The sequence below is a fragment of the Bradyrhizobium sp. SZCCHNR2028 genome, assembly GCF_032380995.1.
In the GTDB taxonomy this organism is placed as follows: Bacteria; Pseudomonadota; Alphaproteobacteria; order Rhizobiales; family Xanthobacteraceae; genus Bradyrhizobium.
The window spans coordinates 170,648-189,375 of record NZ_JAUHJF010000014.1; the positions used below are offsets into that span (position 1 = coordinate 170,648).

The window sequence follows — 18,728 nt, forward strand, 5'->3', positions numbered from 1 at the left end:
TTTGACGCGATCCCTGTTTGTTTCCGGCAAACTAACGCCGGCGAAGTGAAGGACCTCTTGCGTGCATAGCGAACTGGCGGCGATGCTTAATGTTGCGTATAGGGAACCGCTGCAATTGGAGTGAGTGGTGCAAGCCGAGCGTGTTTCTGCCGCCGATCTCGACGTGATCGTGCCCAACCTGCACCGGCGCTATTCCGGCGTGACGGCGACCAACCGGATGGTGGCGCCGAAGCTGGCGCAGCGCGTGCGCGCCGCCTGGCTCGGCTCCTACGCGCCGGATGGGATTGCGCGGATCGGTGCGAGCGATATCTTCAAGCTGTGGGGTCGGCGGCGGCCGCTGATCTGGCACGCGCGCCGCAACAACGAGATGATCGTCGGCGTGATCATGCGCGCGCTCGGCTGGCCGTTCAAGCTGGTGTTCACTTCGGCCGCGCAGCGCCATCACAGCTGGATCACGCGCTGGCTGATCCGCCGCATGGACGCGATCATCGCGACCAGCGACATCTCGGCGTCGTATCTGAAGCGCGACGCGACGGTGGTGACGCATGGCGTCGACACCGAGATCTATACGCCGCCAGCGGATCGCGCCGCGGCCTTCGCCGAGAGCGGACTGCCGGGAAAACATGCCATCGGCTGCTTCGGCCGCGTCCGTGCGCAGAAGGGCAGCGATGTGTTCGTCGCCGCGATGTGCCGGCTGCTGCCGCGTTTTCCGGATTTTTCCGCCGTGCTGGTTGGCGCCGTGACGCCCGAGCAGATGCCGTTCGCGAGCGAGCTGAAGAAGCAGATCGCCGCCGCGGGCCTGGAGCAGCGCATCGTCATCACCGGCGAGCTCGACATCGCCGAGGTGCAGCGCTGGTACCAGCGTCTCACGATCTACGCCTTCACCTCGCGCAACGAAGGCTTTGGTCTCACGCTGATCGAGGCGATGGCGGCAGGAGCGGCGCTGGTCGCGGCGCGCGCCGGCGCGGCGGAGATCGTGGTCGAGGACGGCATCACCGGCGTGCTGGTGCCGCCGGGCGACGTCGATGCGCTGGTCGCTGCGCTCGAACCGTTGATGCGCGATCCGGATGCGGCGCGGGCGATGGGCGAGCGGGCGCGGCAGCGCGTGGTGGAGAGGTTCAGCCTCGAGGCCGAGGCCGACAAGATCGCCGCCGTCTATCGGCGACTGGTCTGAGCGATGATGTCGGCGACGAACGCATCGAGATCGCCGCCGGCGAACAGGAAGCCGGGCAGGCCGGCCGCCTCGGCGGCGGCGATGTCCGAGGTGCGGTCGCCGATCACGAAGCTGCCCTCGCGCCTGATGGGCCAGTGCTGCATCAGGTCGAGGATCATGCCGGGCGCCGGCTTGCGCCAGGGATGCTCGCGCAGATAGCGCTCGACCGAGCCTTCGGTGTGGTAGGGGCAATAGCGGATGTCGTCGATCACAGCCCCCTGCGCCGCGAGCTCCGCCCGCATCCAGTCGTGCAGACCCATGACGTCGTCTTCGCTGAACAGACCGCGGGCAACTCCGGACTGGTTGGTGAAGAGGAAGACGTGATAGCCGGAGTCATTGAGGCGCCGGATCGCGTGGGCCACATTCGGCATCCAACGGATGCGCTCGCGCGAGCCGATGTAGTTGTCGTCGTGATTGATGACGCCGTCGCGGTCGAGAAACGCCGCCGGCTTGAGCTGAGCAGTCGTCATCTAGCCCTCGTCCTGCATCAGCGCCGCTTCGATCACCTCGCAGATACCGTGGGCCGTCGCGAGGTGGATCTGCTGGATCAGCGGCGTGTCGTCGCTCGGCGCCACCAGCATCTCGTCGCACGATTCGCCCATCGCGAGGCCTTTGGCGCCGGTGAAGCCGACCGTGACCAGCCCGCGCTCGCGCGCCTTGCGCAGCGCATTGAGGATGCTCGGCGAGCGGCCGGAGGTCGAGATCGCCAGCAGCACGTCGCCCGGTGTACCGAGCGCTTCGACCTGACGGGCGAAGACATGATCGAAGCCGTAGTCGTTGCCGATCGCGGTCAGCGCCGAGGTGTCGGTGGTCAGCGCGATGGCGGCATAGGCCGGCCGCTCCTGCTTGTAGCGGCCGACGATCTCGGCCGCGATGTGCTGGGCGTCCGCCGCGCTTCCGCCATTGCCGACGATGAGCAGCTTGTGGCCGCCGCGCAGCGCCGCGATGATCCTCGCCGCGATCCGTCGGGCGCTGGCGAGCATCGCGGCATCGTCGGCGGCGCGCTCCATGGCGGCGCGGGAGCGGGCGAGATGGTTGGCGATCGGGTCGGGGGCGCGGGTCACGTGGCGGCTCGGGTTACGTCAGGGCCGGTGTATGGGGCGCGGTGTCGCTTCGCAAGCTAGTGCACGACCGGTATGGCCGCGTCAGCAAGGATCCGCTGGGCGATGGTGGCAACATCGGTTGCCGGAATGTCGCGCATGCAGCGGTGGTCGTTCATCCGGCAGACCGGGCGGTGGCAGGGCTGGCAGGGGACCTGTGTCCTGGTCTGGACCGTCGCCGCAAGACCGTTCAGCGGCGCCCAGTGGTAGGGGCTGGTCGGACCGAAGATACCCATGGTCGGCGTCCCCAGCGCCGCGGCGATGTGCATGAGCCCCGAATCATTGGAGATGGCGACGCCGGCCGCGGCCATGGCCAGGATACCGTTGCGCAAGTCGGTTCCAGTCAGGTCGCGGACGGCCGGTCCGCCGGTGGCGACGATCTCGGCGGCGAGCGTTTTCTCGCCGGGGCCGCCGACCACCCAGACGTCGAGGCCGGCATTGCGCAACAGCCGGGCCGCCTCGCCGTAATAGGGCCAGCGCTTGGCGGCACCCACCGACCCCGGTGCCAGCGCCACGGCCGGGCGGTTCCCCAGGTCATTGGCCTCGCGCCAGCGCGCGACGTCCTCCGGCGGCACCCGCAGCTGCGGGACCGGCCATTCCGGCGGCAGCGGCGCCCCGTCGGGCAGCGCCAGCGCGGCATTCTTGTCGATGAAGCGGGGCAGCGCCTTCTCGCCCCAGCGCCAGCGGTTGAGCAGGCCGAAGCGGACCTCGCCGACGAAGCCCACCCGCTCGGGGATGCCGGCCAGCGCCGGTGCCAGCGCCGATTTCCAGGTTCGCGGCATCACCAGGGCGGTCCGATAGCGACGTTCGCGCAACATCGCGGCGAGCTGCCATTGCCGGCCGAGCGCCAGCCGGCTGCGCGGCAGATCCCAGACGATGCCGGAGCGGACCCCGGGCATGTAATCCACCAGCGGCGCGCACAGCGAGGTCACCAGCAGGTCGACCGGCCGGTTCGGCCAGCGCTCCTTGAGCACCCGCACGACGGTGTGGCCGCGCACGAAATCGCCGATCCACATATAGGGAATGATCAGGATCGGGCTGGTGTCCGCCGCGTCCACCTCGACCTTGGTCGAATTCGAATTCATTCTTTGTCTGCCTGGCTTTGGCGCGCTGGTAGCCGCTCGGCCGCCGCAGGTAAAGTGGCCCGAGCGAGCCGACACCAAAGCGCTTACACTTTGCCGTCGCATGCGCTACGCGAGGGCGGGGTTTTCGGGATCAGGACGGGTTGCTGAATGTTGCTGGTGACCGGCGGCGCCGGGTTTATCGGATCGAATCTGGTTGCGGCGTTGAACGACGCGGGACGCACGGATGTCGTCGTCTGCGACACGCTCGGCAGCGAGGGCAAGTGGCGCAACCTCGCCAAGCGGCAGCTGGCGGACGTCGTGCCGCCATCCGATCTGGGCGAATGGCTAAGGGGCCGTCGGCTTGACGCCGTCCTGCACATGGGAGCCATTTCCGCCACGACGGTCACCGACGGCGACCTCGTGATGGAGCAAAATTTCCGGAGTTCGCTGCGCCTGCTCGACTGGTGCACCGAAAGTTCCACGCCGTTCATCTACGCCTCGTCGGCGGCGACCTATGGCGACGGCGCGCAGGGCTTCGTGGATGATCCGTCGCTCGCGGCGCTGAAGACGTTGCGGCCGATGAATCTCTATGGCTGGAGCAAGCATCTGTTCGACATGGCGGTCGCTGCGCGCGCCGAGCGCGGCGAAAGGTTGCCGCCACAATATGCCGGGCTCAAGTTCTTCAACGTGTTCGGTCCCAACGAATACCACAAGGGATCGATGATGAGCGTGCTGACCCGCCGCTTCGACGACATCAAGGCCGGGCACACCCTGCAACTGTTCAAGTCGCACCGTGAAGGCATCGCCGATGGCGACCAGCGCCGCGACTTCATCTACGTCGACGACGTCGTCCGCGTGATGCTGTGGCTGTTGGCCTCTCCCACCGTCTCGGGCCTGTTCAACGTCGGCACGGGACAGGCGCGCAGCTTCAAGGACATGATGCTGGCGGCCTATGCCACGCTCGGTGCGACGCCCCGGATCGAGTACATCGACATGCCCGAAGCGATTCGCGGCAGCTACCAGTATTTCACCCAGAGCAAGGTCGACCGGCTGTTGGCCGCCGGCTACAACGGCGGCTTCACGTCGCTCGAGGACGCGGTCGCTGGCTATGTCCGAGACTATCTCGATTCTACCGACCGCTTCCGCTAGACGATCTGGTTCTGACCACTCACCGAGACTGCCGCTGATGTTCGACTTTGACGATCTCTCGCAAGCGATCGCCCGCCAGACGGTGCTGTGCATCGGCGACCTCATGCTGGATGAGTTCGTCTATGGCGAGGTGTCGCGGATTTCCCCCGAAGCGCCGGCGCCTGTCATCGCGGTCCAGCGCAGCGAGATCAACATCGGTGGCGCCGGCAACGTCGCGCGCAACATCGCCGCGCTCGGCGCTCGCTGCATCTTCGTCGGTCTCGTCGGGCAGGATGCGGCCGGCGACCAGCTGGAGGCCGAGCTCGCCAAGGAGGGCGGCATCGAGAGCGTGCTCGTGCGCGATCCCTCGCGGCCGACGACGCGCAAGGTGCGCTTCGTCTCCGAGCATTTCTCCACCCACATGCTGCGCGCCGACTGGGAGCGCGCCTCACCGGCGATCGGCGAGGTCGAGCAGAAGCTGATCGAGGCCATCCTGCCGCTGATTGCGCGGGCCGACATCGTGCTGCTGTCGGACTACGCCAAGGGCGTGCTCACCGCGCGCGTCCTGCGCAACGTGATCGACGCGACCCGCAAGGCCGGCAAGCGCGTGATCGTCGATCCCAAGAGCGCAAATCTCGCGATCTATCGCGGCGCGAGCGTGCTGACGCCGAACCGCAAGGAGTTTTCGGAAGCGACCCGCAGCCGGGCCGAAACCGGGCACGAGATCGCCGCAGCCGCGCAGGATGCGATCTATCTCGCCGACTGCGAGGCAATTCTGGTGACGCAGAGCGAGCGCGGCATGACGCTGGTACCGCGCGAGGGCGATCCGATTCACGTGCCGGCCTATCCCGTGAAGGTGCGCGACGTCTCCGGCGCCGGCGACACGGTTGTTGCCGTGCTTGCCGCGACGCTCGCGGCCGGCGCCGCCTGGGCGGATGCGTTGCGGATGGCGAGCGCCGCTGCGGCGGTGGCCGTCAGCAAGCAGGGCACCGCCAGCGTGACATCGGCCGAACTGCGTCGAAAGATCCTGCCGCATGCCTACCGTGCCGCTGAGGAGAAGATCATCGAGAGCGATGACGAACTCGCCGCCCGTGTCGAGGGGTGGCGGGGAGAGGGCCTGCGCGTCGGCTTTACCAATGGCTGCTTCGACATTCTGCATCCCGGCCACGTCAAGGTGCTGACCGCGGCGCGCGCCGCCTGCGACCGTCTCGTGGTCGGGCTGAACAGCGATGCCTCGGTCAGGCGGCTGAAGGGCGAGAGCCGCCCCGTTCAGGACGAGCGCGCGCGCGCCGAGGTGCTGGCCGCGCTCGAGGCGGTTGATGTCGTCGCCATCTTCGCGGAGGACACGCCGCTCCGCTTGATCGAGCTGGTCCGGCCAAGCGTGCTGGTCAAGGGCGGCGACTATACGCGCGAACAGGTGGTGGGGCACGAGGTCGTCGAAGCCGCCGGCGGCGAGGTGATTCTGATCGACATCCTGAAAGGGCACAGCACGACCGCGCTGGTCGATCGCGCCCGAAGCGAGGCGCAATGAGCGCGCTGGCAGGTTATCCCGGCCCAGCGCTGCTGGCGCGCCGCTGGCGCGATCCGGCGGCGTGGCGGACGACGGTCGATGTCGTGGCGATCTTGCTCGCGGCGTCGTTGCCGTGGTCGACGTCGCTGGTGTCGATCCTGGGCGTGGTCATGCTGATCACGATGCTGCCGTTTCTCGACGTCGAGCGTCTGCTGCAGGTCCTGAAGCGGCCGACCTCGCTGGCGCCGATCGTGCTCTTCCTGTTGGCGCTGGTCGGAACGCTGTGGTCGGACGTGGCGTGGGGCGCACGGCTCTACGCGGTGGGACCGGCGGCGAAGCTTCTGGTGCTGCCCGCGCTGCTCTACCATTTCCAGCGGTCGGAGCGCGGGCTGTGGGTCTTCGCCGCGTTTCTCGCCTCCTGCGTGCTGATGGTCGTGGTGTCGACCGCGGTCGCGTTCAATCCTGCGCTCGCGCTCAAGGCCAATGCCGATCGTGGCATCTTCGTGAAGAACTACATCGACCAGGGCCAGGAGTTCTCGCTCTGCGCCGTGGCGCTGGCCTATCCGATCGCCCAGTTGCTGCGCGCCCGCCGCTTCCTTCCGGCCGGCCTGCTCACCGCGATCATGATCGCGTTCCTCGCCAACATGATCTTCATCGTTGTCTCGCGTACCGCGCTGGTGACGATCCCGATCCTGCTTGCGGTGTTCGGGCTGATCCACTTGAAATGGCGCGACAACCTGCTGATCGCGGCCGGTGCCCTTGCGCTGGGTCTCGCTGCATGGACCGTGTCCCCGCAATTGCAGGGCAAGGTGGCGACGTTCACGAGCCAATATCAGGACTACAGGAACGATCGCGCCGTCACGTCGATCGGCGAGCGGCTCGAATTCTGGCGCAAGTCGTTGCGGTTCCTGGCCGACGCGCCGCTGATCGGACACGGCTCGGGCTCGACGCGTCACTTGTTCGAGCTGGCCGCGAGCGGGTCGCGCGACCTCTCCTCAAGTCAGGTCGTCGGCAATCCGCACAATCAGACGCTCTACGTCGCGGTCCAATGGGGAGCGCTCGGGATCGTCATTCTCTACGCGATGTGGGCCGTGCACCTCCTGCTGTTCCGCGGTGACGGGCTGGTGCCCTGGATCGGACTTCTCGTGGTCGTGCAGAACATCTTCACCTCGCTGTTCAATTCCCACATCTTCGATTTCCACGAAGGGTGGATGTATGTCATCGGCGTCGGCGTGGCCGGCGGCATGGTGCTACGATCGAGGATAGAGCCCGATGCGGAGCCGGTCGTAGCATGACGCGCCTCTCGCAACTCACCTCCCGGAACCTGCTGATCGTCGCGCATGACCTCCTGGTCAGCGTCGTCGCGCTGTTCGCGGCGTTCTATATCCGCTTCGAAGGCGCCAGCACCTTCTGGGAGCGAGTGCCGCTGCTCTTGCAGATCCTGCCGTACTTCATCGCCTTCAGCTTCGTCGTCTTCTACTTCTCGAACCTTCTGACGACGAAGTGGCGGTTCATCTCGCTGCCGGACGCGCTGAACATCGTCCGCGTCGCGACCGTGCTGACGCTGGCGCTGCTGGTGCTCGACTACATCATCGTCGCGCCGAACGTCCGCGGCACCTTCTTCTTCGGCAAGCTCACGATCATTCTCTATTGGTTCCTGGAGATCTTTGCGCTGAGCGCGCTGCGTTTCGCCTATCGCTACTTCCGCTATACGCGGGTGCGACGGCACGCGCGGTCCGAGGACGCCGCCCCCGCGCTCCTGATCGGCCGTGCGGCCGACGCCGAGGTCGTGCTGCGCGGCATCGAGAGCGGCGCGGTCAAGCGCATCTGGCCGATCGGCATTCTCTCGCCGTCGACCGCCGACCGGGGGCAGTTGATCCGCGGCGTGCCGGTGCTGGGCGGGATCGATGATGTCGAGGACGTCGCCGCCGACTTTGCCCGTCGCGATCGGCCGATCGCGCGCGCCCTGATGATGCCGACCGCGTTCGATCCGGACTGTCATCCGGAGACCTTCCTGATGCGGGCGCGCCGGTTGCGCCTGATCGTGAGCCGCCTGCCGTCGCTGGAGAGTGGCGATGCGCCAAGGCTCGCGCCGGTCGCGGTCGAGGACCTCTTGCTGCGGCCGAGCGAGAAGATCGATTACGGCCGGCTGGAAGCGCTGGTGCGTGGCAAAACCGTCGTGGTGACCGGCGGCGGCGGCTCGATCGGCGCCGAGATCTGCCAGCGCGTCGTGGCATTCGGCGCGGCGCGGCTGCTCATTCTGGAGAATTCCGAGCCGGCGCTCTATGCGATCACCGAGGCGCTCGCTGCCGATCCCGAGGCGAACGTCGCCGTCGAGGGGCGCATCGCCGACATCCGCGATCGCGACCGGGTGTTCGCGCTGATCGGCGAGTTCAAGCCGGATCTGGTCTTCCACGCGGCGGCGCTGAAACACGTGCCGATCCTCGAGCGCGACTGGAGCGAGGGCGTCAAGACCAACATCTTCGGCTCCATCAACGTGGCCGATGCCGCGGTGGCCTCAGGCGCCGAGGCCATGGTGATGATCTCGACCGACAAGGCGATCGAGCCGGTGTCGATGCTCGGCCTCACCAAGCGCTTCGCCGAAATGTACTGCCAGGCGCTGGATCGCCAGCTCGCCGACCGGCCGACGGGACGGCCGCCGATGCGGCTGATATCGGTGCGATTCGGCAACGTGCTGGCGTCCAACGGCTCGGTGGTGCCGAAGTTCAAGGCGCAGATCGAGGCGGGCGGCCCCGTCACGGTGACGCACCCGGACATGGTGCGCTACTTCATGACGATCCGCGAGGCCTGCGATCTCGTGATCACGGCGGCTTCGCATGCGCTGGCGCCGCAGCGCCCGGATGTCTCGGTCTATGTGTTGAACATGGGCCAGCCCGTCCGCATCGTCGATCTGGCCGAGCGCATGATTCGCCTGTCCGGCTTGCAGCCCGGCTACGACGTCGAGATCGTGTTCACGGGCATCCGGCCTGGCGAGCGCCTGAACGAGATCCTGTTCGCGAGCGAGGAGCCGCCGGTCGAGATCGGCGTCGCCGGCGTCATGGCGGCCACCCCGAACGAGCCTCCGATGCAGACGCTGAAGGCATGGATCGCGGCGCTCGATCAGGCGATCGCGCGCAATGATCCGGTGACGATCAAGTCGGTGCTGAAGGATGCGGTGCCGGAATTCGGCTCGAGCGCGGCCTGAGTCTTCAATGGCGCCGCCGCGAGAAGCGGCTCAGCACCCAGGTGACGGCGCCGAGACCGAAGACGAGCAGGATGGCGTCGGCCGTCATGGAACGCTGCGCGACCGAGATGACTGCGAGCGTCGCAAGCACGACATTGAGGATGAACACCTCGCTGACGACGCGCGAGACGGTGAAGCCGTTGTCGGTGGCCTGTTGATAGAAATGCGTGCGGTGCGCCGCCCAGAATGGCTCGCGCCGTGCCATCCGCCGCAACAGGGTGAAAGTGGCATCGATCAGATAATAGAGCGGCAGCAGCAGCGCCGCCGCGACGTAGCCCTGCCAGGCAAGATGGAGCAGGCCCCAGCCGAGCAGCAGCCCGATCGGCAGGCTGCCGACATCACCGAGAAAGACTTTTGCGACGGGACGGTTGAAGGGCGCAAAGCCGAGCATGGCGCCACCCAGCGCCGCAGCGATGGCGGTCGCCGGCCAGGGCAGTTCACCGGAGACGCCAAACAGGGCGAGAGTCACCGTGATCGGCACGGCCTCGGCCACGGTCATCAAATCGAGCCCGTCCATGAAGTTGACGAGGTTGACGAACCACAGGCCGGCGATCAGCAGCAGCGTGCGCTCGACCAGCAGTGGCATCGGAAACAGCTTGAGGTCAGCCGGTGCCGTGAACAGGATTAGGCCGACGGCGATCCCCTGCAGGATGAACCGCGGCAGCACCGGGATTGGCCGGATGTCGTCGACCAGGCCGACCAGCGCCAGCATCGGTGCCGCGATGAACAGCATGAGCAGCGGTGCAAAGCCCGTCACGGATGCAAAGGCGCCGCCGACCACGAGCGTTGCGCCGACGACGGCAATGCCGGCACCCTGGGGCGTCGGGATCTTGTGTGAGGAGCGCGCGTTGGGCCGCGCCAGCGCGTAGCGCTGCAGCACCGGGCGCAGCAGCACGATCAGCACACCGCACATTGCGGCCGCGAGCACGGCAATGGTGACGAGAATTGCGGCTGGATGGGCGATCATCCGCGCGCGTCCGGCGCCGAGGCGAGGCGGTCATAGAGCGCGACCACCGAGCGGCCGATGATCCTGGCCGAGAGCTTGTCCTCGACCAGTTGACGGGCCGCCGCGCCATAGCGGGCGCGAAGCTCGGGCGAGGTCGCCAGCTGCGCCATTGCCTGCGCCAGCGCGGGCGCGTCCTCGACCGGCACGGAGAGGCCGGTCTGGCCGTGGATCGCGATCTCGCGGCAGCCCGGCGCATCGGTGGAGATCAGCGGCCGGGCGCAGGCGGCGGCCTCCAGCAGGCTGACCGGAAGTCCTTCGCGATGCGACGGCAGCACGGCGACGTGGCAGCGGCGCCAGAGCTCGGTGATGTCCTTGATCTGGCCGAGCAGGGTGATGCCGTGTTCCTTCCGCCAGGCCTCGACCTCCTCGGCCGAGACCGAGGCAGGATTGGCCGGATCAGGCGAGCCGGCGATCAGCAACTGGTCGTCGCGGCCCTGCTGGCGCAGCATGCGGTGCGCAGCGACCAGGGCGCGGACGCCCTTGTCGGTCAGCAGCCTTCCTGCGAAGCCGAAGGTGATCGGTCCGTCCGGCTCCGGCAGCGGCTGGAAGCGATCGGTGTCGACGCCCGAGCCCGGGATCAGCGTGATCTTGTCGCCCCGGACGCCCATGGCTTGAAGCGCCTCGCGATCATCCGGATTCTGCACCAGCACGCAGCTCGGTGCCCGGTTCATCAGCCGGGGCAGCAGCCACAGCAGGCCCTGCTTGAGCAGACGCGAGCGCCAGCTCGCCGACGTGAACACATAGCCGAGGCCGGTCATGGCGTTGACGACCGGAGTGGTGCGTCCGAGCGCGGCGAGCGATCCGAGCACGCTCGATTGCAATCCGGAATGATGCACCACGTCGGGGCTGATCGCGGCCTCGACGGCGCGGATCGCGCGGATCGTGGGCAGGGCTGATGACGGCGACAGCCCGCCGCGCTGGAATGGGATCGGATGCAGCATGAAGCGCTCGGCGGCGATCGCGGCGGCGCCGGCATTGACGTTGGTCGCGACATGCACCTCGTAGCCGGCCTCGCGCGCTGCGCGCGCCATCGGCAGGCGGTGCATCAGGAAGGCGTAGTCCTCGTTGGCCACGTAGAGCAGGCGGCGCGGCGAAGGGAAGCGGGGCGGGGACATCAAACTCACGATCTCGGGCGGTCGAAGCGCCGTATAGGCCAAGAGCGACCCTCGCGCGAGCCGTTATCTGTCCTGTGACGGGCGGAAAACCACCTGCCGGGCACCCTTCGACCCCGAACGGCGGAGACGACGCCTCGAATGCCGCCGGTCCTCAGACCAGATGGAAGCTCGACAGGTGAGACAGCAGCTCGGCCGTCGACACGTGCTGAATCGTGATGGTGTCCAGTACCGCATCGGTGATGACGGCGTTGCCCGCGGCGTCGTCGTGGATGGCGGCCTGCAATGCGGACGGGTCTGCGAAGATGCTCTGGCTGAACGCGATCTTGTCGGTGCCGACCGCGAAGTCGGCAATGCTCACCTGACCGAAGTGCTCGGCGAACACGAAGGTGTCGTGACCCTGCAGCGACACCGATTGGGATGCCGTGCCGCCTGCTGAGGCTGCCACGCCCGAGATCAAAGTGCCGGAGATCAAAGTGCCATCCTGGCCGTCAGTGGCGAAGTGGAAGTTGTCCTGCGACAGCGGGCCGACGAAATGCAGCGACGCGCTGTTCGCCCCATCGCTCAGCGACAGCATTCCGCTCGTCTCGTCGAAATGCATCTGAAGCGACGTGAATGCGATGCTCTTGAGATCGATCTGAGCGGCCGTGCCGCCGAATCCAATGAGATTGCCGCTGAAGGATGGCGCGGCGAGGACCAGGTCGACCGCGCCCGACGTCGTGGCCGCCTGTGCGCTAGCCGTCACCGAGCTGATGGTCGGGATCCCGATCGTGCCGTCGCCATTCAGGTCCTGATGGAAGCTGCTCTCGAGGGCTTCAAGGGACGACGAACTGCCGGAAACGGCGCCGATGGCATTGCCGGTGTAGTTGCCGCTGCTATCGGTGTTCCAGACCGTGTAGAGGTCGGCGCCGTTCATCTTCCAGGCGACCTGATAGCCGCTGCCCGAGGCCTCCGCAGCGATCGCCGCCCAGCCGCTGAGCTGGCCGGCAACGATGACGCTGCCGCCGAACATGACCTGCGTTGCGGTACCTCCCGACACCGGCGCCATCAGGTAGGTCGTGCCCGACAGCGACAGGCTGGTCGACCCTAGCGCTTCGATCACGCTGCCGCCCGGCGTCACGCTCGGGGCGCCGATGGTGCCGTCGCCGTTCAGATCCTGGTGGAAGCTGGGCTCCAGCGCTTCCAGGGATGCGGAGCTTCCCGCAACCGCGCCGATGACGTTGCCGGTATAGTTGCCGCTACTGTCGGTGTTCCAGACGGTGTAGAGATCGGCGCCCGCCATTTTCCAGGCGATCTCATAGCCGCTGCCGGACGTCTCCGCGGCGATCGGCGCCCAGCCGCCGAGCTGACCGACGGTCACGATGCTGCCGCCGAACATGATCTGCGGGCCGGTGCCGCCGCCGACGGGATTGAGGAAATAGCTCGACCCGGCCAGCACCAGGCTTGTCGATCCCGCGGCCTCGATGACCGTGCTCGGAATGCCGATCATGCCGTCGCCGTTCAGGTCCTGGTGAAAGTTCAGCTCCAGCGCCTCGAGCGCGCTGCTGGTCCCATTCACTGCGCCAATGGCATTGCCGGTGTAGTTGCCGCTGCTGTCGACGTTCCAGACCGTGTAGAGGTCGCTGCCGGCCATCTTCCAGGCGATCTGATAGCCGCTGCCGACGGCCTCCGCAGCGATCGGTGTCCAGCCGCCGAGCTGTCCGGGGCTGACAGTGCTGCCGTTGAAACTGATCTGCGGACCTGTCCCGCCTGCGACCGGATTGAGGAAATAGCCGTTGCCGAACTGTACGAGGCTGGTGGTCCCCACGGTCTCGATGACCGTGGTGACGACGCCGATCGTGCCGTCGCCGTTCAAATCCTGATTGAACGACGTCTCGAACGTTTCGAAAGCGGACGAGCTTCCGGAGACGGCGCCGATCGCGTTGCCGTTGTAGTTGCCGCTGCTGTCCACGTTCCAGACGGTGTAGAGATCCTGACCCTGGAATTTCCAGGCGACTTCGTAGCCGCCGCCTCCATTGGCTTCGACGCCGATCGGCATCCAGTTGCTGAGCTGGTGAACGACCACGTTGGCGCCGTTGAACCGCAGCGCCACCGAAATGCTGGTCCCGATGGTGTTGAGATCGTAGATCACGCCGTACTGGGCGAGGCTGACGGATCCGAGCGCCTCAACGATGGTGGTGGCGAAATAGGGCGCCGCACCGACGGCAGGATTGATCTGGGCCAGGCCCGCGCCCGCCACCGCCTGGTTGCTCATCGGTATGGCGGTCTGCTGCAGGATCTCCGAGACGTCGGCGTAGCTCAGCGTCGAATTGGCCGTCAGGATCAAGGCCGCGATCGCAGCAACGCTGGGGGCGGCTGCAGACGTGCCGTAAAAGGCGGTGAAACCCGAGACCGTCGTTGCGATGTTGTCGATGCCGGAGACCACGACAGGGCTGAGCTGAAGCGGCGTTGCGAGGCGTGTGCCGTCGTTGGCAAACAGGATCTCGGTTCCGGCTCCCGATGACGAAAAGCTTTCCGAGACCGGAGTATAGCCAAAGGCCGGCGTATTGGCGCTATTGACCGCTCCGACGGTGATCACCCCCGGTGTCATCGCGTGACCGAAAACCGTTCCGACATTGGCGCCGGTGATGGATACGGGGACACCGTTGCCAGCCAGGATCTCCTTGATCGTCGATGGCGTGGGACCCGAAACGTCCGCAATGACGATCTGATAGGTGCCGGACACCGAGAAATGCAGGCCGATCCACGGATTCTGATAACTGTTGGGAACGTGTCCGAGGTATTGTCCATTCTGGTACACGTTGACCGAGAGATGCGACGCGGCTTGACCCCAAGCCTGGTCCCATTGCACGAGCAGGTTGGCGCCCGCGGTCACGGTGATGGTTTGCGCGATGTTGCCGCCGAAGCTCAGCGCATTGCCATCGTAGTACATTCCTCCGATGCTGCCGGAGATCGAGGTCCAGGACGTCTGATAGGCCGAGCTTCCATTGTTGCCGGCCGACGTCACATAGGTCACGCCCATGGCCTGAACGGTCTGAATGGCCTGGGCGACAATGCCGTTCTGGAAGAACGGCTCGTCGGAGTAGCTCACATCATCGACGATGACCTTGCAGCCGGCATTGGCAAGCGCGATGATGCCGTTGGCGAAATCCTGCTCGCTCTGGAACGCCGTATAGAACGCAAGGCTCGCATCGGGCGCGATGTCGTGGATGATCTGCATCATCGCACGGCCTTCGTCACTGCCCCCGGAGGGCATGTCCTTCAAGATCTGGATCTTGGAAGCGGAGGGCAAGGCTCCGCTGGCTTCGTCAGCCGTCGCGCCGCCGAGATTGTCGAAGCTGCTGGAGAGGACACCGATCTTGAGACCGGCTCCCGTCACGCCGGTGGAATTTCCGCCGAGCGCCTGCACGACCTGGGCGCTGGTCGCACCCTGTCCATTCGCGGCCGACGCGATGGCTTCCGTCACCGCGTCCTGAAGCGACGGCGCGGGCTCGCCGCTCGGTCCGGCGTGCGCTGTCGCAACCTTTCCGGGGCCGCTCAGCGACCATGTCTGCAGCGATGCGCTGGCGCTTGACCACATCTCGACGCTGATCGAGAGGACGACTCCGCTCGAGTTGATGCTCTGCCCGGCATGCGCCGGTTCGATGGAGACGTTGCCGGCAATCGGTGTGGTCGGATCGACGGACGTCTCCTGGGTGACTTGCCAGGTCGAGCCGGCGGCCACCGTCCAAGCCGTTGGCTCTGCCGCCTCCTGAGCCGACGTTTGGGCCCGCGCGCTCACGTCGAAGAACTGTGCGACCACCGTTGCCCCGGCGTCGCCTTGCGCGAGGATGCCGGGCGTCTCGCTCGGAGCATCGGCGGTCGGCGCTGGGGCCGCAAGATCGATCTGCTCGGCCGGGCCGTGCTGCGTCTGCTCGATGGTGGAGGCCGGCTTGGGTTCGTCCGCGACGTCCGCGGCAGGCTGCTGCACATGCAACTCATGACGGCCAGCAGCAGGATCGAAAATGAGGGACTCGGCAGCTTCACGCCAACGGTCAGGGATGTCTTCGGTGCGGCCAGATTCGTAAAGCATGCATGCAACGATGGTGATCCTGTCCTCGAGGCCGACAGGTGAAATGGAATTGAAGCATCGTGCAATGATGCCCCTCGATCTTGTATAAAATTGTACCGAAGAATGGCGGCTCCGACCATACGCCATTGTTCGATCTGTCCGATCGAGTTCAATCATTAATTGTATTCAGGAGGACGGCTATTGCCGCGGGTTCAAGCTAGCCTTCGCAGGGGGCCACTCCGGACAGAGGCAGAGATCGGAGAGGGCGTTGCGTCGGATTGCTCCCGTCAGCCCGCCCCGAAGACTGCTGGCGTGCCGATCAGACCAGGTGGAAGCTGGACAAATGGGTCAGCAGGTCCGCCGTCGTGACGTGCTGGACGGTGATCGTGTCCTGCGCGGCATCGGTGATCACGGCGTTGCCGGCCGCATCGTCGTGAATCGACGCCAACAGCGCCGCCTGACTTGCGAACAGGTTGTGGCTGACGACGAGCGTGTCGCTGCCCAGATGGAAGTCGGCGATGCTGACCTGACCGAAATGCTCGGCGAAGACGAAGCTGTCATGTCCTGCCAAGGAGACGGCTTGCGGAAGGGGGCCGCTCGCCGGACCCGCGGCCGCGGCGATCATCGTGCCGCCCTGGCCGTCTTCGGTGAAACGGAAACTGTCCTGCGACAGCGGTCCGAGGAAATGCAGGGAGGTGCTGCTCGCGCCGTCGCTGAGCGACAGCAGCCCGCTGCTGTCATCGAATTGCGCCCGCAGCGAGTTGTAGGAGATGCTGTTGAGGTCGATCTGATCGCCGCTGCTGCCGAACCCGATCAGATAGCCGCCGAAGCTGGCGGGCACCGTCAGGACCACGTCAGGGCCACCGGCCAGCGTCACGGCTTGCGTGCTCGCTGCGACGTGAGCGGGCACACCGATGGTGCCGTCGCCGTTCAGATCCTGATGAAAGCTGGTCTCCAGCGTCTCCAGCGCTGCCGAGCCGCCCGGAACGGCGCCGATTGCATTGCTGACGTAAGCGCCGCCGCTGTCGGTATTCCAGACCGTGTAGAGATCGACGCCCGCCATCTTCCAGGCCACCAGGTAGCCGCCGCCGGAGCTCTCCGCGCCGATCGGGGTCCAGCCGCCGAGCTGACCCGCGGTGACGACGCTGCCGCCGAAGACGATCTGTGGCCCGGTGCCGCCACCGACCGGATTGAGGAAGTAGGTCGAACCGGATTGCACCAGGCTCGTCGACCCCAGGGATTCGATCACGGCCGAGGGGATGCCGATCGTGCCATCCCCGTTCAGATCCTGATGGAGGTTCGTCTCCAGCGCTTCCAGCCCGCTGTTGGTGCCATTGACGGCGCCGATCGCGTTGCTCGTATAGGCGCCACTGCTGTCGGTGTTCCAGACCGTGTAGAGGTCCGCGCCGGTCATCTTCCAGGCGATCTGATAGCCGCCACCGACGGTGTCCGCCGCAATCGGCATCCAGCCGCCGAGCTGACCGACCACGAGAACAGAGCCGCCGAACTTGACCTGGGGACCTGTGCCGCCGCCGACCGGGTTCAGATAGTAGCTGGACCCGGACTGCACGAGGCTGGTCGATCCCAGCGCTTCGATGACGGTGGTCGGAATGCCGATCGTGCCGTCGCCGTTCAGATCCTGGTGGAGGTTCGTCTCCAGCGCTTCCAGGCCGCTGTCGGTCCCGCTGACCGCACCGATCGCATTGCTCGTGTAGGCGCCGCTGCTGTCGGTGTTCCAAACCGTATAGAGGTCGGCGCCGGCCATCTTCCAGGCGATCTGATAGCCGCTGCCCACGACGTCGGCGGCGATCGGCGTCCAGCCGCCGAGCTGACCGACCACCAGATTGGCGCCGCCGAACTTCACTTGCGGGCCCGTGCCACCACCGACGGGATTGAGGAAATAGCCGTTGCCGGCCTGGACGAGACTGGTCGATCCGACGGCCTCGATGACGGTCGTCGGAATGCCGATCATGCCGTCGCCGTTCAAGTCCTCATGGAAGGACATCTCGAACGCCTCGAATGCGGCCGTGCCTCCCGAGACGCCGCCGATGGCGTTGCCGGTGTAGTTGCCGCTGCTGTCGACATTCCACACCGTGTAGAGATCCGCACCCGACATCTTCCAGGCGACCTGATAGCCGCTGCCGCTGGTCTCGCCCGCGATCGGGGTCCAGCCGCCCAATTGTCCGGGCTGGACGACGCTGCCGCCGAACTTGATCTGCGGTCCGGTGCCGCCGCCGACCGGATTGAGGAAGTAGCTCAGTCCGAGCTGGACCAGGCTGGTCGATCCCAGCGCCTCGATCGTCACCGGCGTTGCGGAAACGAGATGGAAGCCGAGCGCGTCCATCTGTTTGAGATCCACGGCCGTCAACGTCTGCAGCGTGCTGTAGGTGTAGAACTCGTTGAACGGATCGTTGCCGCCCTGCACGCCGCTGTTCAGGAAGTCGCTGGGGTCCGAAGACTGGCCGTAATCCGCGAGCTTCGTATAGCCGCCATCGAGGGAGAAATAGGCGGTCCCCGCCGTCGCGCCGCCGGTCATCAGCCGGACGCCCGGGCTGGAGAAGCGGAACAGATCGAACACGTCCGGCTGCGGCCCGTAGGGCACGCGGCCGAACGCGTGCGTCAATTCGTGCAGCGCCACGCCGACCAGCAGGTTTAAGTTGATGTCGGTCGCGAAGGTCGCGCTGCCGTCGTCGGTGGTCGCATCGTTGGCACCGAGGCCGCCCCACAGCTTCAGCTGCGAATTCCACACCGCGACGTAGGACTGTCCCTGGATGCTGGATCCCGCCGGCAAGGCATTGAAGGTGGTATCGCCTGGGCTGGCATAGTTGATCAGGTTGGACCTGACGGAGGAGTAGCTCATCCACTGACCGCCGTCAGGACCGGCCGCCGCGCCGCCGCCGACGCCGCTATAGTCGATCTTGATATTGACGGTGATGCGATCCGAGATCATCGAGGTGAGGATCGCGGCGGCCTGCTGAATGCCGGCGCGAAAGCTCGCAGGCGCATTCATCGCCGCCGTGTCGAACAGCAGGTTGATCGTCAGTCCGCCGGCGCTCACCGCGGTGACGGCGCCGATACCCGCGAAATCGCCTTGCGCGAGCAGGGATTCGACGGCTTCTTCGGGAAGCTCGACGGGGTTGGACGGAGGAGGGCCGACCCCATCGTCGATCGGGTCGGTGTTAGGGGAGCCCTGTAACAACGCTGGCATTGCCTCAGTCCCTGCCGTTCGGATCGACGGAGCACGGATCGCAAATGCCGAGTCTCGCTCGAGGCGATTCGCGACCGTGCCGACGTTACCTA

General features: G+C 66.3%; 12 protein-coding genes. 5 read left to right on the forward strand and 7 right to left on the reverse strand.

Going from position 1 to position 18,728, the window contains the following annotated elements; all coding sequences use genetic code 11:
- Window positions 1-127: 127 nt before the first annotated feature.
- Complete coding sequence (locus tag QX121_RS21870; protein WP_315812999.1) at window positions 128-1,174, forward strand: glycosyltransferase family 4 protein; 1,047 nt, start codon at window positions 128-130, stop codon at window positions 1,172-1,174.
- Here QX121_RS21870 and QX121_RS21875 read toward each other — a convergent pair.
- From QX121_RS21875 to waaF, 3 genes are all read right to left on the reverse strand, one after another.
- Window positions 1,156-1,683, reverse strand: a complete 528-nt coding sequence (locus tag QX121_RS21875) for an HAD family hydrolase (RefSeq protein WP_315759124.1) — start codon at window positions 1,681-1,683, stop codon at window positions 1,156-1,158. The two genes, QX121_RS21870 and QX121_RS21875, sit on opposite strands and share 19 nt — an antisense overlap.
- Window positions 1,684-2,223: a D-sedoheptulose 7-phosphate isomerase gene (locus QX121_RS21880; RefSeq protein WP_409997766.1), complete on the reverse strand. Its 540-nt coding sequence runs from the start codon at window positions 2,221-2,223 to the stop codon at window positions 1,684-1,686.
- Between the two features lie 110 nt (window positions 2,224-2,333).
- The gene (gene waaF, locus QX121_RS21885) at window positions 2,334-3,398 is read right to left on the reverse strand and encodes a lipopolysaccharide heptosyltransferase II (protein WP_315782753.1); all 1,065 of its coding nucleotides are present in this window, start codon (window positions 3,396-3,398) and stop codon (window positions 2,334-2,336) included.
- 147 nt (window positions 3,399-3,545) lie between these two features.
- Between waaF and rfaD the strand changes: the two genes are divergently transcribed.
- The 4 genes from rfaD to QX121_RS21905 are packed head-to-tail and all read left to right on the forward strand — an operon-like array spanning window position 3,546 to window position 9,220.
- The gene (gene rfaD / locus QX121_RS21890; RefSeq protein WP_315738936.1) at window positions 3,546-4,526 is read left to right on the forward strand and encodes an ADP-glyceromanno-heptose 6-epimerase; all 981 of its coding nucleotides are present in this window, start codon (window positions 3,546-3,548) and stop codon (window positions 4,524-4,526) included.
- Window positions 4,527-4,563: 37 nt separating this feature from the next.
- Complete coding sequence (gene rfaE1, locus QX121_RS21895; protein WP_315813000.1) at window positions 4,564-6,036, forward strand: D-glycero-beta-D-manno-heptose-7-phosphate kinase; 1,473 nt, start codon at window positions 4,564-4,566, stop codon at window positions 6,034-6,036.
- Complete coding sequence (locus tag QX121_RS21900) at window positions 6,033-7,310, forward strand: O-antigen ligase family protein (RefSeq protein WP_315813001.1); 1,278 nt, start codon at window positions 6,033-6,035, stop codon at window positions 7,308-7,310. Before rfaE1 ends, QX121_RS21900 begins: the two co-directional genes overlap by 4 nt.
- Window positions 7,307-9,220 (forward strand): nucleoside-diphosphate sugar epimerase/dehydratase, encoded by a 1,914-nt coding sequence (locus tag QX121_RS21905; RefSeq protein WP_315813002.1) that lies wholly within the window; start codon window positions 7,307-7,309, stop codon window positions 9,218-9,220. The genes QX121_RS21900 and QX121_RS21905 overlap by 4 nt, the downstream gene beginning before the upstream one ends.
- A gap of 4 nt (window positions 9,221-9,224) precedes the next feature.
- Here QX121_RS21905 and QX121_RS21910 read toward each other — a convergent pair whose 3' ends face one another.
- The 4 genes from QX121_RS21910 to QX121_RS21925 all read right to left on the reverse strand — a co-directional run bounded on the left by QX121_RS21910 (window position 9,225) and on the right by QX121_RS21925 (window position 18,636).
- Window positions 9,225-10,226, reverse strand: coding sequence for a glycosyl transferase (locus QX121_RS21910; protein WP_315813003.1), 1,002 nt, complete (start codon window positions 10,224-10,226; stop codon window positions 9,225-9,227).
- Window positions 10,223-11,380, reverse strand: a complete 1,158-nt coding sequence (locus tag QX121_RS21915) for a glycosyltransferase family 4 protein (protein WP_315813004.1) — start codon at window positions 11,378-11,380, stop codon at window positions 10,223-10,225. The genes QX121_RS21910 and QX121_RS21915 overlap by 4 nt, the downstream gene beginning before the upstream one ends.
- A gap of 151 nt (window positions 11,381-11,531) precedes the next feature.
- Window positions 11,532-15,347 (reverse strand): S8 family serine peptidase, encoded by a 3,816-nt coding sequence (locus QX121_RS21920; RefSeq protein ID WP_315813005.1) that lies wholly within the window; start codon window positions 15,345-15,347, stop codon window positions 11,532-11,534.
- A 400-nt stretch (window positions 15,348-15,747) separates the two neighbouring features.
- Window positions 15,748-18,636: an NF038122 family metalloprotease gene (locus tag QX121_RS21925; RefSeq protein WP_315813006.1), complete on the reverse strand. Its 2,889-nt coding sequence runs from the start codon at window positions 18,634-18,636 to the stop codon at window positions 15,748-15,750.
- Window positions 18,637-18,728: the final 92 nt, after the last annotated feature.

Excerpts from the sequence above, each read along its gene's own strand:
- QX121_RS21900 (WP_315813001.1), top strand. The coding sequence starts at position 6,033 with ATGAGCGCGCTGGCAGGTTATCCCGGCCCAGCGCTGCTGGCGCGCCGC.
- waaF (WP_315782753.1), bottom strand. The coding sequence starts at position 3,398 with ATGAATTCGAATTCGACCAAGGTCGAGGTGGACGCGGCGGACACCAGC.
- rfaD (WP_315738936.1), top strand. The coding sequence starts at position 3,546 with ATGTTGCTGGTGACCGGCGGCGCCGGGTTTATCGGATCGAATCTGGTT.
- rfaE1 (WP_315813000.1), top strand. The coding sequence starts at position 4,564 with ATGTTCGACTTTGACGATCTCTCGCAAGCGATCGCCCGCCAGACGGTG.
- QX121_RS21925 (WP_315813006.1), bottom strand. The coding sequence starts at position 18,636 with ATGCCAGCGTTGTTACAGGGCTCCCCTAACACCGACCCGATCGACGAT.
- QX121_RS21875 (WP_315759124.1), bottom strand. The coding sequence starts at position 1,683 with ATGACGACTGCTCAGCTCAAGCCGGCGGCGTTTCTCGACCGCGACGGC.
- QX121_RS21880 (WP_409997766.1), bottom strand. The coding sequence starts at position 2,223 with ATGGAGCGCGCCGCCGACGATGCCGCGATGCTCGCCAGCGCCCGACGG.
- QX121_RS21910 (WP_315813003.1), bottom strand. The coding sequence starts at position 10,226 with ATGATCGCCCATCCAGCCGCAATTCTCGTCACCATTGCCGTGCTCGCG.
- QX121_RS21905 (WP_315813002.1), top strand. The coding sequence starts at position 7,307 with ATGACGCGCCTCTCGCAACTCACCTCCCGGAACCTGCTGATCGTCGCG.
- QX121_RS21915 (WP_315813004.1), bottom strand. The coding sequence starts at position 11,380 with ATGTCCCCGCCCCGCTTCCCTTCGCCGCGCCGCCTGCTCTACGTGGCC.